The organism is Crossiella sp. SN42 (genome assembly GCF_023897065.1).
In the GTDB taxonomy this organism is placed as follows: domain Bacteria; phylum Actinomycetota; class Actinomycetes; order Mycobacteriales; family Pseudonocardiaceae; genus Crossiella.
This window is the reverse complement of record NZ_JAMHIV010000057.1, coordinates 24422-44680: the sequence shown is the minus strand read 5'-3', so window position 1 is coordinate 44680 and position 20259 is coordinate 24422. Positions and strand designations below refer to the sequence as shown.

Sequence of the window (20259 nt, the reverse complement as noted above, 5' to 3'; positions counted from 1 at the left end):
GACGCCGACCACGTCTGGGGGGACATGGTCGGCGTTGGGGTGCGCGGGTTTTTTGGGGGTTAGGTGGGGGTTGGGGTGGAGAGGGGGTTTAGGCGAGTGGCTGCGGTGCCTAGGCCGGTGGGGCCGGTTGGGAGAGGTGGGGTGGGTGCGGATGGGGTGGGTGCGGGGTGGGGGGATGGGGTGGTGGGGTTGTGGCGGTGGAGGGCGGGTTCGTTGTAGCGGGTGCAGTCCTCGTGCCAGATGTGGATGCCGGCCATCCAGTGTTTGAGGTCTTCGGCGTAGTGGAGCAGGGTTTGCTGGGCCTTGCGGTCGAGGTTGTAGTCGCGGAACAGGGCCGGGAACTCGACGGCGAGGATGTGTTCGAACTGGCGCATGCGTTCGGTCATGAGTTTGTTGACCAGGTGGGCGGCGCGGGGGAGGTCGCAGTCGAGGAAGTTCTGGGTTACCAGGACGGCGTTGTGGAGCTCGCCCTCGAACTGGATCTCCTTTTGGTAGGAGTAGATGTCGTTCATCAGCATCGAGTAGTCCTGGGCGGACTTCTCCAGGGACTGGACCGGGCGGGAGCGGTAGATCTCCGGCGGCACGGACTGGCCCAGTTGCAGGCGGCACAGTGCCATCGTCATGTCTGAGCCGAAGGTGGCGCGGCGCATCTCGATGTAGTCCACCGGGTCTGGGATGCGGTTGTTGAACTGGTTCTCCAGTTCCCACACCCAGCTTTCGGTCATGTCCTCGTTGGCCTTGCGGAAGATCTTGCGGTGCGCGTCGGTCATCGGGCCCGCGGTGCGGTTCCACAGGTCGGCCAGGGCGCGTTCCATGGCGTTGAGCGGGGTTTCGGTCTGGGTGGCGTCCAGGGGCATGAAGAGCTTGAAGCGTTCGGTTTGCAGGCGGGCGGCGGCCAGGTTGCGGGGGTGGCCGAAGATCAGGGGGTAGGCGTCGTCGCCGTAGGTGCCCCAGGCCAGCCAGGCCGAGCTGAGGTCGAGGCCCTCGGGGGTGGCGTTGGGGTGGATGCCCGCGGCGCACAGGGGGACGTCGTAGTCGCGGATCTTTTGCTCTGACCAGATGGTGCGGTCGGGTGCGGCGGGGTGGGGCTCGTCGAGGATGCCCATTTCCTTGGCCCACACCACCACGTTCTCCCTGGCCTGGTCCAGGTGTGGGCTGAGGGTGGTGGTGTAGGGGAGGTAGAAGTCGGGGCGGGGCAGGGGGCCGCACTGGCGGAAGGGGAGGTTGGTGAAGCTGCGCAGGCGTTGCGGCATGGTGCGCAGGATGGACGGGAGGATCTGGGCGGCTGAGGTACCGAGGCCGTTGGGGCCGGACAGGGCCGTGGGTGCGGCTTTGCCGCCCTTGTTCATGTAGCGGCTGGAGCGCAGGTGCCACTCGTGGCCGCCGGACTGCCAGTCCTGCAAGCCCTTCACGTAGGCCAGCACGGCCAGGCGCTGCTCCGGGGTGACCGCGAAGCGTTCGAACAGCGGGGGCAGCTCGGTCAGGGTGGTGTGCTCGAACTGGTGCAGGCGGGAGGTCAGCAGGTCGTTGACGGCCTCGGCGGCCTGCTGGGTGGGGATGTCCAGGAACTTCTCGAACACCAGCACGCCGTTGCTCAGCTCGCCCTCGTCGAGCACCTCGCGCTCGTAGGAGAACAGGTCGTTGCGCAGGTGCACGGCGTCGGCGAAGGTGTCGCGCAGCACCTCAAGCGGACGGGCGGCGGCGATGCTCTCCGGCACCTCGGCGCCGGTGGCGTGTTCGATCAGGTTGGCCGACCAGGGCGCGCCGCCGACCTTGCGGCGCATCTCGATGTACTCGATCGGGTTGGACACCCGTTCGGCGTTGATGTTGGACAGTTCCCACAGCGACTCGTCGAGCAGGTTCTTGGTGCTCTCCACGAACCGCCGTCGCCAGTCCGCCGAATGCGAGGGCACGGTGCGGTTCCACAGGTCCGCCAGGCCCTTCTCCACCGGGTTGGTCGCTTCCTCGGTGATGTGCCCGGTGACCGGCATGAACAGGCGCAGCCGGTCCAGGTAGCCGACCGCGCTGCCCATGTCGCGGGTGCGCTTGTACATCTCCAGGAAGTGGTCGTCGAAGTAGAAGACCCAGACGTACCAGTCGGTGATGAGGTTGAGCGTCGCGGTGTCGCAGTCGGGGTGGGTGTAGGCGCACAGCAGGGCGTAGTCGTGCGAGTCGAGGTCGTGCTCGTCCCAGATGGGCACGCCGTGCTGGGGCACGTCGATCATGTCCATCTCGTACGCCCACGCCTTGCTGTGGACGCGCGCCGCCTCCAGGTTGGGGTTCAGCCTGGCCGGGTAGGGCATGTAGAACTCGGGCAGCTCGAATGGCTGCATAACCTCGCACCTGTGCCTTCTCGCGGGGATGTCGGGCCGGGCGACGCAGGGGTCGCTGGGGCCAGGCAACCAGGCGATATCGGGGGGCTCAACCACTCCAGGGTGGTTGCACACTTTAGGGAGTGGTCATCGCTCGACCAGCCCAACCGGGGGCGGGGAGGATGACGGAAGGTGCCGGATCGGGGGTTCGGTTGTCCGGGTTTTGTGGCCGGGGATGCCAGACAAATGGCGGTACCGGAGACATCGGCCCTGCTCGCCTCGTTCGGGGGCGGTCACCTGTTCGGTGCAGGAAGGTGGCGCCCCGCGAGACGGGGGCGCGGGCGCGGGGCGCCACCTGGGCCAGAGGTTCCGCAATCGTTGGCGACGTGCGGAAACGCTGGGTAGACCATGCCTGGTGAACCGCGCGGATGATTGCTCCCGCAACACGTTCGTGTCCTGATCGAGGCGGCCGCGCAGCCTGCGGGCGCGGTTGTGTCCGCCACTGTCCGGATGCTGTTGGCTGTTGTGCGAAAACGGTGTCGTTTCTACCGGCCGCGCCGCCACTCGTGGGCCAGCAGCCACACCAGGTACAGCCCGCCGATCGCGCCGGTGACGATGCCCACCGGCAGCTGCACCGGGGCGAAGATCCGTTGCACGGCAAGGTCGCTGACCACCAGCAGCAGCGAGCCCATGAGCGCGGAGGCGGCCAGGTTCGGGCCGGTCGCGCCGGTGAGCCTGCGGGCCAGCTGCGGGGCGGCCAGCGCGAGGAAGGCGATGGGGCCTGCCGCGGCGGTGGCCAGCGAGCACAGGGTGACGCTGATCGCGATGAGCACCAGCCTGGTCGGCTCCACCCGCACCCCCAGCGCGGCCGCGGCCTCATCGCCCATCTCCAGCACGGCCAGCCTGCGCCCGTAGTGCAGGGCCAGTGGCAGCAGCAGCGCCATGGCCGCGCCCAGCGGCAGCAGGTGGCCCCAGGTACGGCCGTTGAGCGAGCCGGTCTGCCAGGCCTGCGCCTGCAGCGCGTCGTAGATGTTGGCCTGGGTGACCAGGTACAGGTTGACCGCGATGAGCAGGCTGCTCACGCCGATGCCGACCAGCACCAGCCGGAAGCCCTGCACTCCCCTGGAGAAGGCGAGCAGGTAGGTCAGCACCATGGTCAGCGTGCCGCCGGCCAGCGCGCCGAGGGAGATCTCGGCCATGCTGCCCTGGTACCAGACGATCACCACGATCGCGCCGGTGGCCGAGCCGTGCGTGAAGCCGAGGAAGTCGGGGCTGCCCAAGGGGTTGCGGGTCAGGCTCTGCAGCACCGCGCCGCTGACCGCGAGCGCGGCGCCGATGACGAGTCCGGCCACCACCCTGGGCAGGCGCAGGGTGAGCACGATGAACTCGGTGGGCCCGTCACCCAGGCCCAGCAAGACGTTGACCACCTCGCCGGGGGTGAGCGGGAAGTCCCCGGTGGTCATGCCGAACACGCCCGCCGTGGCCGCGCCGAGGGCCAGCAGCAGGCAGACCGTCAGCGCCCTGGGGTCCAGGCGCAGGGACAGCCAGCCCCTGTGCACACGCAGCACCCGGCCCCTGATCGGCGTGGTACGTTCCTGGACACGGGTCACGAGTGCACCAGCTTCCGGCGGCGGCACAGGGCGAGGAACACGGGCGCGCCCAGGACCGCCGTCACGATCCCGACCGCGAGCTCGGCGGGCGCCACCAGCAGGCGGCCGAGAATGTCCGCGCCCAGCAACAACATCGGCGCGAGCACCGCGGAGTAGGGCAGCACCCAGCGCTGGTCGGCGCCGACCAGCAGCCGGGCGATGTGCGGCACGGCCAGGCCGAGGAAGCCGATCGGGCCCGCCGCCGCGGTGGCCGCGCCGCAGAGCACGGTGATGGCCAGCGCGCCGAGCCAGCGGGTCCGTCCGATGTGGACACCGAGGGCGCGGCCGGTCTCCTCGCCGAGGGCGAGTCCGTTGAGCGGACGGGCCAGCCCGAGGGCGAGCAGGGTGCCGCCGAGCAGGAACGGGGCGACCGCGGTCACCACGTCCATGCGGCGGCCTGCCAGCGAGCCCACGTGCCAGAAGCGGTACTGGTTGAAGGCGCCGGGGTCGAGCAGCAGCACCGCGGAGTTGAACGCCAGCAGCACCGCGGTGATCGCCGCCCCGGCCATGATCAGCCGGTCCGGGGTGACCGCGGCGCGGCCGGTGGAGCCGAGCACGTAGACCACGACCGAGGCGAAGGCCGCCCCGGCGAAGGCGAGCCAGACGGAACCGGAGGTGCCGGACACACCGAGGAAAGCGATGCCGATGACCACCGCCGAGGAGGCGCCCATGGTCACGCCGAGCAGGCCGGGTTCGGCCAGGGCGTTGCGGGACAACGCCTGCATCAGCGCGCCGGAGAGCCCCAGCGCGGCGCCGACCAGCAGGCCGAGCAGGGTGCGCGGGATCCGCAGCTCGTGCACGATCACCGCCTCGGCGCTGCCGTCGTTGTGCCACAACACCGACCAGGTGTCGGCGAAGGGGATCGACTTCAGCCCCAGCCACACGCTGAGCAGGCACACCAGGGCGAGCGCGGCCAGCGCGAGCAGCAGCCCGCCCGCGCGCAGCGGCACGCCGCGCAGGCGGGCCGGGCGCGATGGCGCGCTCCCCCGCGCGCCGGGCACCTGGACCATGTGGATCTCCATCCGCGGAACGGGACTCCTCGCTGCCGGGCAGGGGCGGGGTGCGCGCCTGCCCGGCTCAGGTCACTTGGCGGCGAGGATCGGCACCAGGTTCTTCAGCGCGAACGGCATGCTCAGCACGGTGTTGAACGAGATGGCCGCGCCGATGGGCGGCTCGTAGTAGGAGACGAACAGGTCCCGCTTCTCCTTGGCCACCTTGAGGCGCTGGTACACCGGGTCGGCCTTGACCTTCGGCTCGCTGGTCGCGTCGCTGGTCAGCCAGACCAGGCGGTCCACCTCGAACAACTCCGGCAGGCCCTCGGAGCCGACCTCGATGATGTTCTGCTCCTTGGGCGCCTGGCGCAGCCGATCCGGGGTCTGGAAGCCGAGGTCGAGCAGGAAGGCCAGCTTCGGGTCGTGCGCGGCGAAGGCGGCGAAGATGCCGGGCTGGAAGTTGTCGGCGACCAGCGCGGTCTGCTTGGCCCACTCGGGGTGTTCGGCGCGGGCCTTGGCGAACTGGGCCTTCAGGTCGGCGATCTTGGCGTCGAGCTCCTTGTCCTTGCCCAGCGCCTTGCCGATGGTGCGGGCCATCTCCTCCCACGGGGTGGCGTAGTCCGGGTGCTTGCCGGACTGGGCCACCACCGGGATGTTGAGCTTGGTCAGCGTCTCGTACTGCTCCTTGGTGATGCCGGAGTACTGGGCGATCACCAGGTCCGGGCGCAGCGAGGCGACCTTCTCCATGTTGATGTCGTCGCGCTCACCGACGATGGCAGGCTCGGTGCCCGCCCACTTCTCCGCCTGCCACGGGAACTTGCCGAAGGGGCGTTCCTTGAACCAGTCCACGACGCCGACCGGCTTGACGTCCAGGGCCAGCGCGGTCTCGTGGTCGGACAGGCCGAGGGTGACCACCCGCTGCGGGCGCTTGGTGATCTCGGTGCTGCCGTACTTGTGGTCGATCTTCACCGGGAAGACGCCGTCTCCCCCGCCCGGCCCGGCGGCCGGCACCGTGCCGCCCGAGCCGCAGGCGGTGAGCACCAGGGTGGCGGCCAGGGCGATGGCCACGCCGGGCAGCCGAGTTCTCATGGACATGCGCTTTCCTCCCAGTGACGAGCTTAGGAAAGCCTAACCTCTCCTGCGGGGGCCGCCGATGCGACCCCGGGCGATCAGCTCCACGGTGACCAGCACCGCGACCGCTTGCACCGCCAGTAGTCCGATGAGCACAACCAGTTGGGTGGCACCGGCGGCCAGCGGGGTGGCGCCGCCGAGCAGCATGCCGACGAAGGCGCCGGGCAGGGTGACCAGCCCGACGGTGCGGGTCTGGTCCAGGGCGGGCACCAGGGCCTGGCCCGCGGTGGGGCGGCACAGTTCCAGCACCGCGTCCCGGTGGGACAGGCCCAGGGCCAGTGCGCCTTCGTACTCGCCGTGCCGGGCGTGCCACTCGTCCAGCGCGCGGCGACCGGCCAGGCTGGTGGCGGTCATCGCGCCGCCGATGAGGATGCCCGCCACCGGCAGCACCGCGACCGGTGCGAGGGGCACCACCCCGCTGGCGGTCAACAGCAGCAGCACCGGGAGCGCGCCGCCAGCGATCGCCAGGGCGAGCCAGCCGCTGTCCCGCGGTGAGCTGACCCGGCGGGCGGCGGTGAGCACGGCGACCGCGCACATCAGCGTGATGAACACCGCGGTCCATCCGGCCGAGCGCAGCACACCCAGCAGCACCAACGAGATCAGCGTCAGCTGGAGCACCGCGCGGGCGGCGGCGGTGAGCACCGGGCGGGCTGGGCCGAGCCCGCCGAGGCGGACCACGGCGGCGGCGAACACGGCCAGCAGCAACAGCACGACCGCAAGTGACGGCCCAAGGTCAACACGCACCAGCGGAGTGTGCCCCGCCGGCTCAGACGGTGAGGAAGCCCTCCGCCCACTGGTCGGCGTTGACCCGGTACTCGGCGATGTGGAAGCCGTTGGGCTCCTCCCGGAAGCCGGGTAGCGCGCGGGAGCGCCGCACACGCGCCTCGGCCTCGGTGCGGGTCGCGTAGACGCCCAGCAGCTTCTCGTCCCGGCCACCGAGATGACTGGTGTGCCACAACAGGTAGACGTACATCAGTGGGTGCGTCCCCTTCCGGACGGGGGTGGCGGTCCCTGGTACGGCGGCCAGGCCACCGCGGATGGACAAGGAGGTGGTCGCTGCGCCGCCACGGCGGCCCGGCGCTGACGCCGGTGGCGCAGCCACAGCAACAAACCGGTCAGCCCGCCGGCGAGCAGCACCGCGAGCAGGATGAGCACGACCGGCAGCCAGAACCCGAGGTCGCCGTCTCCGGTGGTCTCCTCGAGCTGGGGGTTGCGCTCGCCGAGCCGGTCGGTCAGCTCGGCGTGGCTGGCGCGCAGGACCAGCCGGCCGTTGAGGGCGATCTCGAGCTCGTCGACCCGCCGCGGGTAGGTGTCCCACACCACCTTGGCCGCGCTCTGCCCGGCCGCTTCGGCATCGGCCCTGGGGTCCTTCAGCTGCGCCTGGACGCGCAGCCGGACCAGGCCGTTGTCGCTGGAGTGCTGGGTGGAGACCTGCGCCAGACCGGCTTGTTCCAGTCTGCCACCAAGTTTGACCAGTTCGGTGAGCCCGGCGCAGCCGGCGAGCAGGAGTGCGCACAACACCGCCACGAAGGCGCGCGGGCCGGGACGGCGGCCGGGGCGCGGGACGGGCGGCGTGGGTGTGGGCACGGCTCCAGTGTTACCGCGTTATCGGCCGGGGAGCCCGGGGTCGGGTCATAGGGAAAGCGCGACGAGATCGGACCGTCATCTTTGAGCCTGGAGGAGTGTTGTCCTGAGTGCTGCGCGTGACAAGCTCCGGGCGCCTGCCACGCGCGACTCCTCGGCTGGGTCAGTAGCCGCCGACCGACCGCAGGCCCAGCCGACGGAGCAGTCCGGGAAGGGCTTGGGCGCGGGGGCCGCCGAGGCGGGGGTGGCCAGGCCGGCGGTCAGGGTGGCCGCGGCCGCGAGCGCCAGGTCAGTGCGGGCAAGACGAGAAGTCAACTCGACCTCCGATGGGGAAAACCTCAACGGGATGAGTCTGGTCAGCGCCATCGCGGCGGCAGAAGCCTTTCAGGTATGCCCGAAATCGCTTGCGCCGCGGGTCGGTGTCCAGACCACCTTGGCGATGCTGCCGCGGCGATCGAGCCATGAGGCCTGTGTCCGGGCCATGGGGAAAGCGGCGCGAGACCGGACCGTCGCTTTCGGGCTCACGCGGGCGCCGGAAACCGCCGCCCGGGTGACCGGGACTGTGCTGCCCGTTACAAGTGAGGGCCACTGCTGGGCCAGCGGTGGCCGGGCCCTGTTGGCGCGCAATACATCTAGCTCGGCCGGAATTCGGGCCGGGTCACCAGATCGACGACCTGATCCGCGGTCAGCGGCACTCGGCCCATGGGCTTGCCGCCGTGCCAGAAGACGGCTCGGGTGGAGTCGGCGCGATCGGTGGCCCGAACGCTGGCCACGAGGTAGGACTCGGCGTTGAACCGTTCAGCCGAGATGGTCAGGCCGGCCGGATCCGCGCCGGGTGCGCTGCGGTCAGCGAGCGCCACCGCACCCTCGGGGTGATCAAGGATCCGGCACGTGCGCTCGTCCGGTGGCGGACAGCCCGGCGTGCCGCGGGTGAACGGCGGCGCGGCAAAATACACTGCTACCGAACCGAATCCACTCTCGGCGTCGCCCACCAGAGCAGCAACCTGGTAATTCATCGAGCCGCCTGCCCGCTGCACGGCCGAGGCCAGCTTCTGCACCCGGACCATGGGTTCGAGCACGGTGCGGAGCCGGGCCTCCAACCACTCGGCACGAGCAGAGTCCGGCACCGGCCGCACGTCAACAACAGCCGTGGGCCACGGGGCGGAGGTGGACGGCCGAACGGCAGCCGATTCGGACATGGCGCGTACGGTCGTACGGGTCACGCTCCCCGGGTCGGGGCTCGTGCAAGCCGCCAACGCGACGACGGAAGCAAGTGCGATCCCGACCCGGGTAAACGACATGACCACCTGTCCTAGAACGTCATGATGCCTCGTGAGACACGGTACCGGTAATGCTCACGTTCGGAGGCCGTAATAGTTCGCCCGGCTCAGCGGTGCGGCAGCCAGCACCAGGGCGAGTGGATGATCGAATCGGTCTTCGGTGTGATATGTCAGCAGGATCTGATTCGGCGATGTGCCATCCTTTCGGCTGACCATCATCGTGTGGTCAAGGTGACCGTCGGGAGCAGGTTCTCCTTCTGCAGTATTCCAGTCAGCCTGGAGGATATCACCGATCGACAGCTCCTCGAAGTAGCGCAAAGGAGTCGCCCGGCGCGATTCGTCGCGAGCAAAGAAGTAGAACTCATGCGAGATGGACCACGTACGGCTCCAGTGATGGATGGCCTGGACTTGATAGTGATACCAATTCTTGGGATCTCTCGCCGGATATCCCGAGGACGCGTCGAGCACGATCTCCCAGCCGCCGGCACGCAACGCCTGAGACACGAAATTCGCACAGTCGTTGTTGAAATTCGGATACTGCGGGTTCCTGGCGTACGCCCACTGGCGAGCGTAGTTCACCATGGCCGTGTAGTCGTATCCCAGTTTAGCTCGACCCGTCGGCGGCGCAGCCGAGGTGGAGTGGTTCCACAGACCCATCGACTGATCGGTGATGGCTGGTGCGGCCGACCGCTACGCCAACGGTGTGGCCCTGCTCTGCGCCACGTAGGTGAACGGCGAGAGCGGTCCGCTGGGCAACTGGACGGAGTCGGCGTCCAGCACCCACATGGCACCGTTGCGAACGAGGGAGAATTTGTGGCTCAGCGTGTAGTCCAGGTACTGGGGAGCCTGGTCGCTGCTGGGATTCCGATAGTGCAGCCGGGTCTGCTCGACCAGTGCGACACCAGCCGCTGCGCCCCGGTGATCAACAAAAACGTCGCGGACTTGCACTTCGGCGTATTTGAAGCGCCACCAAGATCAGAATATCTGTCACGCCGAGCGTCCAACTCGGCAGCCTCAGCTGCGAACTTGCCAGCAAGGCCCCGGCTGACCGCTACCGAAGTCAGTTTTACAGGGTCGGCTGGCACCGCGAGAGTACTGCTTTCCGTGACCCGGTTCGCCCGATCAGTGAGATAGTCCGTCAGCAGTCGCTGAATCCGCGAACGGTCCTTCTCGACATCGCTGGCCAAGGCTACCGCAGAGCCTGCGGAGCCGACAATAGAACCAGCGGCAAGCACCAGAACCAGCGCATGCCGCCATGGACGTTCCCGTAGGAACATAGTCCCCCCTTATTGAATTTGTTTCCCCCTTCTCCGCCCAGCAACAAGACGGAGAGTTGGCGGGTGATGACGAAGCGCCGCCGAGATCACGGGATGTGCGTGTCTGGTTCACGCCCCGGTGACGCCGTCGATGCCCTCGCGTAGGAGGTCGGCGTGACCGTTGTGCCGGGCGTACTCGTGGATCAGGTGCAGCATCACCAGCCGCAGCGAGACGTGCTCGCCCCAGCGCGGCTGGTAGCCGGTCACCTCCAGCGACTCCGCCGCCAGCTCGATCCGCCGGGAGTGCTCGACCTCGGCCTCCCAGGCGGCGAATGCCTGCTCGCGGGTGCAGTTCGTGGCGTCGTAGGCGGCCTGGAAGTCGAAGCTGTCCGACCAGACCAGCGGGATGTCCTCGGCGTTGATCACCCGGCGGAACCAGGTGCGCTCGACCTCGGCCATGTGCCGGACCAGGCCGAGCAGGGACAGCGTGGAGGGCGGTGAGGACTGGCGGCGCAGGTCTTCGGTGGACAGGCCCGCGCACTTCATGGCCAGGGTGGCGCGGTGGAAGTCCAGGTAGACGCGCAGGGTCTCGCGTTCGCTGCCCCGGTAGGGCGGCTCGGGGCGTTCGGTGATCATGGCGGGCAGGGTAACCGGCGGCGCTGGCAGGCGCCGCCGGTTATCCGGTCAGCTCGCCTTGATCAGGTCGGCGCACTTCTCGCCGATCATCATGGTGGTGATGCACGGGTTCACGGTGACCAGGAACGGCATCACCGAGCCGTCGGCCACCCGCAGGCCGTCGATCCCCTTGACCCGCAGCTGCGGGTCGAGCGGGGCCTGGGCGTCGCCGGGCGCGCCCATCCGGACGGTGCTGGAGGGGTGGTAGACGGTGTTGTGGGTGCGGCGGATGTAGTCCAGCAGCTCCTCGTCGGTGGTGGCCTCCGGGCCGGGGAACAGTTCGGGACCGGCCCACTCCGCCATCGCGGGCTGGGCGACGATCTTGCGGGCCAGCCGCAGGCCGTGGGTCATCACCCGCTCGTCGTGCGGGTGGCTGAAGTAGCGCGGGTCGACCATGGGCTTGTCCCGGTAGTCCCTGCTGCGCAACCGGACCGTGCCCAGCGAGCGGCTGCGGGTGACGTTCGGGGTCAGGCAGAAGCCGTTCTCCGTGGTCGGGTAGCCGTGCCGCAGGGTGTTCAGGTCGAAGGGCACCGAACCGTAGTGGAACATCAGGTCCGGGCGGTCCAGGCCCTCCTGGGTGGTGGTGAAGATGCCGATCTCCCACCACTGGGTGGACTTGCGCGACATGGGCTGCTTGGCCTGCCACTGGATCACGCCCTCGGGGTGGTCCTGCAGGTTCTCCCCCACACCGGGCGAGTCGACCACGACGTCGATCCCGTGCTGGCGCAGGTGTTGTGCCGGGCCGATGCCGGAGAGCATGAGCAGCTTCGGGGTGTCGATCGAGCCGCAGCTGACCACCACCTCCCGCCTGGCCCGCACTTCCAGGCTGTGGTGCAGGTCCGCGGCCAGGTACTCCACCCCGGTGCACCGCTTGTGCTCGTCGATGAGCAGCCGCTTGACCCGGACCCCGGTGCGGATCTCCAGGTTCGGCCGCTGCCCGATGATCGGGTGCAGGTAGGACACCGAGGAGGAGGAGCGCACGCCTTCCTTGGTGGCGTTGATCTGGAACCAGTTGGCGCCGTTGACCACGGTGGTGCCGCTGTTGAACGGGGTGGTCGGAATGCCTTGCTGCGCACAGGCTTCCAGCAGCGCCGCGCCGCAGGGATCCTCGCCGGGCACGGTCATGATGTTGACCGGGCCGGAGCGGCCGTGGTGCTCGCCGGGCGCGTCGTTGGTCTCCAGCCGTTGGTACAGCGGGAAGACCTCGGCCGCGCTCCAGCCGGTGCAGCCCATCGAGGCCCACTCGTCCAGATCCTCAGCGGGCGCCCAGAAAGCGATGCAGGAGTTGTGCGAGGAGCAGCCGCCGAGCACGCGGGCGCGGGCGTGCCGGAGGAAGGAGTTGCCGGTGGCCTGGGGTTCGACCGGGTAGTCCCAGTCGTAGCCGGACTCCAGCAGCGCCATCCACTTGTCCAGCCGCAGGATCGCCTGATCGTCCACATCGGACGGTCCGGCCTCCAGCAGGCAGACCCGCACGTCCGGGTCCTCCGACAGCCGCGCGGCGACCACCGCGCCCGCTGTGCCGCCGCCGGCGACCACGTAGTCGAACTCCTCCATCAACGCACCTCCGGCATCGGGGCCGCCTCGGCAGGCGTGTGCGCGTGGTCGGCCAGCACACCGCTGCGGTGGCGCTGGACGAACCAGTAGTACGCGAAGCCGATGATCGTGACGGCGCCCACGAACAGGACCGCGCCCCACTGCAGGTACCAGTGGAACGGCGGGCTCGGGTTGTAGATCGCCTGCCGTGGCCACAGCAGGTTGACCACCATGGCCGCGCCCCACAGCACGGCCACGATGTTGACCGGCAGACCCCACTTGCCGAGCCCGAATCGGGACTCCGCACCCTCCACTGTGGACAGTGGCCAGCGACCGCGGAACCTGGCGATCAGCAGCGGCACGGTGACGAGCAGGTAGGCCAGGTAGATCAGGATGATCGCGATGCTGGTGACCACCGAGAAGATCTGCGGCTGACCGATGTTGATCATCAGGAAGGCGATGCCGAAGGCGCCGATGAGCAGCGCGGGCAGCACCGGGGTCTGGAACCGGGCGCTGACCTTGGCCAGCTTCGCGCCGCCGGGCAGGTTGTTGTCCCTGGCCATGGCGAACATCATCCGGATCGCCGCGGTGTGCACCGCGAGCACGCACACCACGATCGCGATGGCCACGGATACCAGGAAGATCTTGCCGACCACCGGGCCGAGCACGTCCAGCACGATGTACTGCAGGCCGATCGTGCCCAGTTCCGGCGCGTTGATGTCGCGCACCGCCATCAGCGCGAACAGCAGCAGCAGGCCGCCGATGACGAAGGAGGCGGTCACCGCGCGCAGGATGGACTTGGGCGCGTTGCGGCAGGGGTCCTTGGACTCCTCGCCGAGGGAGGCCGCGGTGTCGAAGCCGTACATCACGTACAGCGAGGCCAGCGAGGCGGCCAGGAACGCGCCCATGTAGCCGAGCGGGTTGCCCTCGCCGGTGCCGTGGGTCTCCAGCACCACCGAGGGTCCGCGCACGGCGAAGGCGGCCAGCACCACCACCATGATCACCGCCGCGATCAGCTCGATCAGCACGCCCGCGCTGTTGATCCGGGCCATCAGCTTGACCCCGCAGGCGTTGATCACGGTGGTGAACACGATCAGGATGCTGGCCAGGATCACCGCGTTGGTCGGGTTGTCCGGCACCAGCTGGAAGCCGTCCCAGATCTGCGGCAGCGTGATCTGCAGCGCCAGCGCGGTCGCGGCGACCGTGGTGGCGGAGGCGGCCAGCATCAGCCAGCCGGCCAGCCAGGACACGTGCGGGTTGCTGAGCCGTTTGGCCCAGTTGTAGATCGAGCCCGCGATCGGGTAGCGGGCGGCGAGCTCGGCGAAGCAGAGCGCGACCATGAGCTGGCCGGCGAAGACCATCGGCCAGGACCACCAGTAGGCCGGGCCGCCCTGGGCGAAGCCGAGGTAGAACAGTTGGAAAGTGCCGGTGAGGATGGAGATGTAGCTGATCCCGGCGGCGAAGGTGTGGAAGTTTCCGAGGGTCCTCTTCAGTTCCTGGCGGTAGCCGAACTCCTGGAGCTCAGCGTCGTCCGAGCGGACGGTCGTCATGGCAACCTCCGAGCGTGGTGGGGTGCAAGGGCAGGGTCACTCGCCGGAGAACCACTTCTGCGGCGCCGGCCGAAGGTTGTGCCAGATGTGCTTGGCCTCGCGGTACTCGTTGAGCCCGCTCGGGCCTAGCTCACGGCCGATGCCGGACCGCTTGAAACCACCCCATTCCGCCTGGGGCAGGTACGGGTGGTAGTCGTTGATCCAGATGGTGCCGTGCCGCAACCGCCCGGCCACCCGCTCGGCCCGGCCCGCGTCGCCCGTCCACACCGCGCCGGCCAGGCCGTAGTCGGTGTCGTTGCCGATCCGGATCGCGTCCTCCTCGTCGGTGAAGGTCTCCACCGTGAGGACCGGGCCGAAGGACTCCTCGCGCAGCACGGTCATCCCGGACCGGCAACCGTCCAAAATGGTCGGTGGGTAGTAGAACCCGTCGGCCAGCGCGGGGTCCTCGGGCCGCTTGCCGCCGCAGCGCAGCACCGCGCCCTCGGCGATCCCGGCGGCCACGTAGGCCTCGACCTTCTCCCGGTGCGCGGCCGAGATCAGCGGACCGGTCTCGGCGCGCTCGTCGAAGGGCCCGCCGAGGCGGATCTTCTGCGCGCGCTCGACCAGCGCGTCCACGAACCGGTCGTGCCACTCCTGCTGGATGATCAGGCGCGCTCCGGCGGAGCAGACCTGGCCGGAGTGCAGGAAGACCGCGGTGAGCGCGTAGTCCAGCGCGGTGTCGAAGTCGGCGTCGGCGAAGACGATGTTGGGGTTCTTGCCGCCCAGCTCCAGGGCGATCTTCTTCACCGTGCCCGCGGCGGAGGTCATGATCCGCTGCCCGGTGGACAGGCCGCCGGTGAAGGAGACCAGGTCGACGTCGGGGTGCTCGGACAGCGGCGCACCGGCTTCGGGGCCCGCGCCGAGGACCAGGTTGCCCGCGCCGTGCGGCAGTCCGGCCTCCACCAGCAGGCGCATCAGGATGATCGCGCTGCTGGGAGTCAGCTCGCTGGGCTTGAGCACAAAGGTGTTGCCCGCGGCCAGCGCCGGGGCGACCTTCCACGCGGTCTGCAGCAGCGGGTAGTTCCACGGGGTGATCAGCCCGCACACGCCGACCGGCTCGTAGACCACCTTGCTGGTGGCCTCCGGGTTGCCGGTGTCGACCACCCGGCCGGCGTCGGTGGCCGCGATCGAGGCGTAGTAGCGGAAGCAGGCGGTCACGTCGTCGATGTCGTACTCGGCTTCGACCAAGCGCTTTCCGGTGTCCATGGCCTCGGCGCGGGCCAGCGCGACCTTGTCCCGCTGCAACAGTTCGGCCACCCGGAGCAGCAGCCGCCCGCGTTCGGCCGCGGGGGTGCGCGGCCAGGGGCCGGTGTCGAAGGCGGTGCGCGCGGCCGCGATCGCCGCCTCGGTGTCCACGCGGGTCGCCTCGGCCACGGTGGCCACGACCGAACCGTCCGCGGGGCAGCGGATCTCCCGCTGGCCGCCCTCCTGTGCCGCCAGCCATCTGCCGCCGATGAACAGCTCGGCCATACAACCTCCTAGGTATGTCTGGCCGCTATCTAATTCAATCTTCCGGTTTCGCGCACCCCGAAGTGGGCACGAACCTGCCCGTTGCCTCCTGAACCCACTGGTGAAACGCACCGATGTGATGTTCGCTGGGTACGAGTACACCACCATCTCGGTAGGCGCGGGAGGACATGGCAGGTTGTGTCCGCTCGCAGGCCTGGAAATCCTGCTCGTTCACCCGGTGGAACAGCTCGACCGAGCGGGAGACGTCCTTGCCCGTGGCCACCACCTCGTTGGTGTAGAGCCAGTCGCACTCCACCACGGTGCGGTCGGGGGCCAGCGGGAACATGCGGTGGAAGATGATGTGGTCGGGCACCAGGTTGATGAAGACCTGCGGTTTCACGGTGATCGCGTAGTAGCGCCGGTCCTGGTCCTCGCGCAGGCCGGGCAGGGGTTCGAAGCCGGGGCTGCCGTCGACGGTGAAGCCCTGGATATCCGGTCCGAACTCGGCCCCGTGGCCGACGTAGTACTGGGCGGCGTAGCCGTCGGCGAACTCGGGCAGCACCTCGGTGAGCTCGGGGTGGATCGTGGCGCAGTGGTAGCACTCCATGAAGTTCTCCACGATCAGCTTCCAGTTGGCGCGCACGTCGTAGACGATGCGGCGGCCCACCGTCAACTGGCCGATGGTGTAGGAGTCGATGGCTGCCAGGGAACCGAGGCGTTCGGTGACCACCTGCTGCACGGTGTCGGCGAAGGACGGCGGTTCCGGTGCGAGGCAGACCCAGAGGTAGCCCAGCCATTCCTTGACGTGCGCGGTGACCAGGCCGTACTCGACGCGGTCCAGGTCGGGCATCTTGGTCAGGTTGGGCGCGGCGATGAGCTTGCCGTCCAGGTCGTAGGTCCAGGCGTGATAGGAACATTGGAAGTTGCGTTTGACCGCACCGCTGTCCTGGGTACAGATCCGCGCGCCGCGGTGGCGGCAGATGTTGAGAAAGGCGCGCGGCTGTCCGGCGCGGTTGCGGGTGAGGATGACGCTCTCCCGTCCGATCTGGACGGTGCGGTAGGCTCCCGGACCGTCCAGATCGGACAGCCGCACGGCGCAGAACCACATGGCCTCGAACAGGTGCTGCTGCTCGGCGGTGAAGACCTCGGGGTCGGTGTAGGCGCTGCCGGGCAGGGTGGCCAGCAGGCTCGGGGGCAGACCGGTTGCGGTCACGGGGTCACCTCGGAGAGCCGTTCGGGGCGGAACAGGTCGATGGGGTGCGCGGTGGCGCCGGTGAGCGCGAGGTCGGCGAGGATCTCGCCCACCACGGGCACGAACTTGAAGCCGTGCCCGGAGAACCCGCAGGCCACGGTGACCCGCTCGTGCGCGGGGTGGGTGGCGATCACGAAGTGCTCGTCGGCGGTGTTGGTGTACATGCAGGTGGCCGCGCGCAGGAACCTGCCGGGCAGGCTGGGGATGCGCGGCAACATCTGCGCGCGCATGGCCTCGACCTCGTGCGGGTGCACGGTGCGGTCGATGGTGTCGGGGGTGCAGGTCTGGCCGCCGCGGAAGAAGGCGACCTTGGCCCCGTCCTCCGGGCCGTCGCTGGCGGGGAAGCCGTAGGCCTGCACGCCGTCGGCGGCCTCCCAGATGTAGATGGGGTGCACCTCGGGCTGGAAGGGGCCGGTGCCGCCGGTGGGGGCGAACCAGTACTGCACCTGGCGTTCGATCACGAACGGGATGCCGAGGTCGGCGAGCAGCTCGGGTGCCCAGGCTCCTGGGCAGATCACCAGTTTCTCCGCGCGGTACTCCCCCGCTCCGGTGCGCACGCGGACGCCGTTGCCGTCGCTGGTCCAGTCCAGCACGGGTTCGTGGTAGCGCAGGTGCGCACCGGCCTTGCCGGCCAGTTCGAGGTGGGCGGTGACGGTGGCTTCCGGGCGGACGAACCCGGCTTTCGTTTCGTAGAGCGCGATCTCGTCCTCGACCGGGGTCATGGTCGGGAAGCGGCGGCGGATCTCCAGCGCGTCCAGCATCTCGTGCGGCAGGTCCCAGGTTTCCGCCGACAGCCGGCTGCCCTTGACGGTGAGGCTGTCCGGGCGGCCGATCATCACGCCGCCGGTGACGGTGAGCACGTCGCGGCCGGAGTCGGCGGTGAGCCGGTCGAAGAGCTCGTAGGAGCGCAGCAGCAGCGGCACGTAGGCCGGGTCCTCGAAGTAGGACTGGCGGATGATCCGGGAGCCGCCGTGGCTGGATCCGTTGTGGTGGGCGGGTCCGAAGCGGTCCAGGCCGAGCACCCGGCTGCCGCGGGCGGCCAGGTGGCTGGCGGCGGCGCTGCCCATGCCGCCGAGGCCGATCACGATCACGTCGTACATCGGGCTGGTCTCCTTCAGCGGCGGATGCGGGCCATCTCGGGGTCGAACAGCGGTTCGGCGGCCACGGTGGCGTTGAGCTTGCGGCCGAAGTACTCGATCTGCACCGCGGTGCCGGGGGTGGCGGCCTCGGCGGGTAGCCAGGCGTAGGCGATGGGTCTGTCCACTGTGTACCCGTAGGCGGCCGAGGTGACGTAGCCGACCGGTTTTCCTTGGTGGAACACGGGTTCCTTGCCCAGGACGTTGGTGCTGCGGTCGTCCAGGGTGAGGCAGGACAGGCGTCGGGCCGGGTTGTCCGGGTCAAGCTTGGCCAGGGCGTCGCGGCCGAGGAACTCGCCCTTGTCCATCCGGACGGCGAAGCCGAGGCCGGACTCGTAGGGGTTGTGCTCGTCGGTCATGTCGGTGCCCCAGGCGCGGTAGCCCTTCTCCAGGCGCAGGCTGTTGAAGGCGCTGCGCCCGGCGGCGATCACGCCGTGTTGCTGGCCTGCCTGCCAGAGCTCGTCCCATAGCCGGAGGCCGAGCTCGGCGCTGGTGTAGAGCTCCCAGCCCAGTTCGCCCACATAGGACAGTCGCATGGCGGTGACCGGGATCAGGCCGACGTGGATGCGCTTGGCCCGGAAGTAGCCGAAAGCCTTGTGCGCCAGGTTCTCCGGGACCAGTGGCTGGAGCAGATCGCGAGCCAAAGGACCCCACAGGCCGATGCAGCAAGTGCCGCCGGTGATGTCCCGGATGTGGGTGGCCGGGTCGGTGTTCTGGCGGAGCAGCCAGTCCAGGTCCAGGTTGCCGTTGGCGCCGACCTGGAAGTGGTCCGGGCCGAGGCGGGCCACGGTGAGGTCGCTGCGCACGCCGCCGGTGTGGTCCAGCAGCAGGGTGTAGGTGACCGCGCCGGGCTTCTTGTCCAGCTGGTTGGTGGTCAGGCGCTGCAACAGATCCAGCGCGCCGGGGCCGCTGACCTCCAGTCGTTTCAACGGGGTCATGTCGTAGAGGGCCACGCGTTCGCGGGTGTGCCTGGCCTCGGCGGCGGCGATCGGCGACCAGTAGCGGGCGGTCCAGTCATCGCGCTCGGGCAGCTCGATGCCTTCGGCGAGGTGGGCGTTGGCCTCGTACCAGTGCGGGCGTTCCCAGGCCGCGGCCTCCAGGAAGTACGCGCCCAGCTCCTGTTGCCTGGGGTAGAACGGGCTGGTGCGCATGGGGCGCGGGTATGCCATGGGCTGCAAGGGGTGCAGCACGTCGTAGACCTCGACGAAGTTCTGCGCGCCGCGGGCCTGCACGAACTCCGGGCTGAGCTGGACCTCCTCGAAGCGGTGCAGGTCGCACTCGTGCAGGTCCAGCTCGGACCTGCCGTCCACCAGCCACTGGGCCAGCGCGCGGGCGACGCCGGCGGAGTGGGTCACCCAGACCGCCTCGGCGGTCCAGAATCCCTTGACCTCGCGGTGTTCGCCGATCAGCGGGAAGCCGTCCGGGGTGAAGGAGAAGATTCCGTTGAAACCTTCGTCCACTGTGGACTGACCGAGCGCGGGCAGCAGGTCAGTCGCGTCGGCCCAGGCGGGGTCGAAGTCCTCCTTGGTGAAGGCCAGCATGGACGGCATCGCCGAGTCTTCGGCTCCGGGCAGTTCGTCCAGGCTCACCGGCATGGGGCGGTGCGCGTAGGAGCCGATGCCGAGGTGGTCGGTGTGCTCGCGGAAGTACAGGTCGCGGTCCTGGTGGCGCAGGATCGGCCGGACCGCCTCCAGCGCGGGGTCGATGGTCCCCAGCTCGGGCAAGGTGCTGGTGCGGACGTACTGGTGCGCCAACGGAAGCAGCGGCACGGTGAGACCCACGAGCGCGCCGATCTTCGGGCCCCAGAACCCGGCGGCGCAGACCACGATGTCGGCCGGGAAGTCGCCTTGATCAGTGCGCACGCCGCTCACCCGGTCGCCGGTGGTGAGGATGTCCAGAACCTGGTGGTGAGCCAGGAACCGCGCGCCCCGGGCGATCGCCCGGTTGGCCTGGGCCTCCCCGGCGCGCAGGGCGCTGGCCAGGCCGTCCTCGGGCACGTGCAGGCCGCCGAGCACCAGGTCCGGGTTCAGCATCGGCCACAACTTCAGGCATTCGGCCGCATCCAGCAGCCTGGCTGCCACACCCCAGGAGGTGGCCCAGCCGTGCTTGCGGTGCAGGTCGGTCCAGCGCTGCGGGGTGGTGGCGACCTCCAGGCCGCCGACCTTGCGGAAGCACCAGCGGTCGTCCAGGGTCAGCTGGTCGTACTTGCGCACGGTGTAGGCGGCGAAGGCGGTCATCGTCTTCGACGGGTTGGTCTGGAACACCAGGCCCGGGGCGTGCGAGCTGGAGCCGCCCGCGGCGAACAGCGGTCCCTGCTCCAGCACGGTCACCGAGGTCCAGCCCCGCTCGGTCAGCTCGTCCGCGAGGGCGCAGCCGACGATCCCGGCCCCGATGACGACCACGTTCGGCTGCACGGCCGAC

The 20259-nt window shown here is 69.3% G+C and carries 16 protein-coding genes; all 16 read right to left on the bottom strand.

Annotated elements, in window-relative coordinates:
* Positions 1-59 precede the first annotated feature (59 nt).
* The 16 genes from M8C13_RS42200 to M8C13_RS42125 all read right to left on the bottom strand — a co-directional run bounded on the left by M8C13_RS42200 (position 60) and on the right by M8C13_RS42125 (position 20252).
* On the bottom strand, positions 60-2333 hold the full coding sequence (locus tag M8C13_RS42200; protein WP_252486464.1) for a germacradienol/geosmin synthase: 2274 nt from the start codon (positions 2331-2333) through the stop codon (positions 60-62).
* A gap of 524 nt (positions 2334-2857) precedes the next feature.
* Entirely contained in the window at positions 2858-3922 is a 1065-nt protein-coding gene (locus M8C13_RS42195; protein ID WP_252486463.1) for an iron chelate uptake ABC transporter family permease subunit, read from the bottom strand.
* A complete protein-coding gene (locus M8C13_RS42190) occupies positions 3919-4983 on the bottom strand; it encodes an iron ABC transporter permease (RefSeq protein ID WP_252486462.1) in 1065 nt (354 codons plus the stop codon). The genes M8C13_RS42195 and M8C13_RS42190 overlap by 4 nt, the downstream gene beginning before the upstream one ends.
* Before the next feature lie 60 nt (positions 4984-5043).
* Positions 5044-6048: an iron-siderophore ABC transporter substrate-binding protein gene (locus M8C13_RS42185; protein WP_252486461.1), complete on the bottom strand. Its 1005-nt coding sequence runs from the start codon at positions 6046-6048 to the stop codon at positions 5044-5046.
* Positions 6049-6081: 33 nt separating this feature from the next.
* Positions 6082-6828, bottom strand: coding sequence for an ABC transporter permease (locus M8C13_RS42180; RefSeq protein WP_252486460.1), 747 nt, complete (start codon positions 6826-6828; stop codon positions 6082-6084).
* Positions 6829-6850: 22 nt separating this feature from the next.
* Entirely contained in the window at positions 6851-7057 is a 207-nt protein-coding gene (locus tag M8C13_RS42175; RefSeq protein WP_252486459.1) for a hypothetical protein, read from the bottom strand.
* Entirely contained in the window at positions 7057-7671 is a 615-nt protein-coding gene (locus M8C13_RS42170) for a hypothetical protein (RefSeq protein ID WP_252486458.1), read from the bottom strand. The genes M8C13_RS42175 and M8C13_RS42170 overlap by 1 nt, the downstream gene beginning before the upstream one ends.
* A 629-nt stretch (positions 7672-8300) precedes the next feature.
* Entirely contained in the window at positions 8301-8867 is a 567-nt protein-coding gene (locus tag M8C13_RS42165; RefSeq protein ID WP_252486457.1) for a hypothetical protein, read from the bottom strand.
* A gap of 156 nt (positions 8868-9023) precedes the next feature.
* Entirely contained in the window at positions 9024-9605 is a 582-nt protein-coding gene (locus M8C13_RS42160; RefSeq protein WP_252486456.1) for an amidase domain-containing protein, read from the bottom strand.
* A 728-nt stretch (positions 9606-10333) separates the two neighbouring features.
* Positions 10334-10840, bottom strand: coding sequence for a DinB family protein (locus M8C13_RS42155; RefSeq protein WP_252486455.1), 507 nt, complete (start codon positions 10838-10840; stop codon positions 10334-10336).
* A gap of 48 nt (positions 10841-10888) precedes the next feature.
* Positions 10889-12436 carry a GMC family oxidoreductase gene (locus M8C13_RS42150; RefSeq protein WP_252486454.1) on the bottom strand — a complete coding sequence of 516 codons (1548 nt, stop codon included), beginning with the start codon at positions 12434-12436 and terminating at the stop codon, positions 10889-10891.
* On the bottom strand, positions 12433-13962 hold the full coding sequence (locus M8C13_RS42145) for an APC family permease (RefSeq protein WP_252486453.1): 1530 nt from the start codon (positions 13960-13962) through the stop codon (positions 12433-12435). Before M8C13_RS42145 ends, M8C13_RS42150 begins: the two co-directional genes overlap by 4 nt.
* 36 nt (positions 13963-13998) lie before the next feature.
* Positions 13999-15471 (bottom strand): aldehyde dehydrogenase family protein, encoded by a 1473-nt coding sequence (locus M8C13_RS42140; protein WP_252486452.1) that lies wholly within the window; start codon positions 15469-15471, stop codon positions 13999-14001.
* A gap of 34 nt (positions 15472-15505) precedes the next feature.
* The gene (locus M8C13_RS42135; protein WP_252486451.1) at positions 15506-16663 is read right to left on the bottom strand and encodes an aromatic ring-hydroxylating dioxygenase subunit alpha; all 1158 of its coding nucleotides are present in this window, start codon (positions 16661-16663) and stop codon (positions 15506-15508) included.
* The gene (gene solA / locus M8C13_RS42130; protein ID WP_252486450.1) at positions 16660-17802 is read right to left on the bottom strand and encodes an N-methyl-L-tryptophan oxidase; all 1143 of its coding nucleotides are present in this window, start codon (positions 17800-17802) and stop codon (positions 16660-16662) included. Before solA ends, M8C13_RS42135 begins: the two co-directional genes overlap by 4 nt.
* A 14-nt stretch (positions 17803-17816) precedes the next feature.
* Positions 17817-20252, bottom strand: coding sequence for an FAD-dependent oxidoreductase (locus M8C13_RS42125; RefSeq protein WP_252486449.1), 2436 nt, complete (start codon positions 20250-20252; stop codon positions 17817-17819).
* Positions 20253-20259 lie beyond the last annotated feature (7 nt).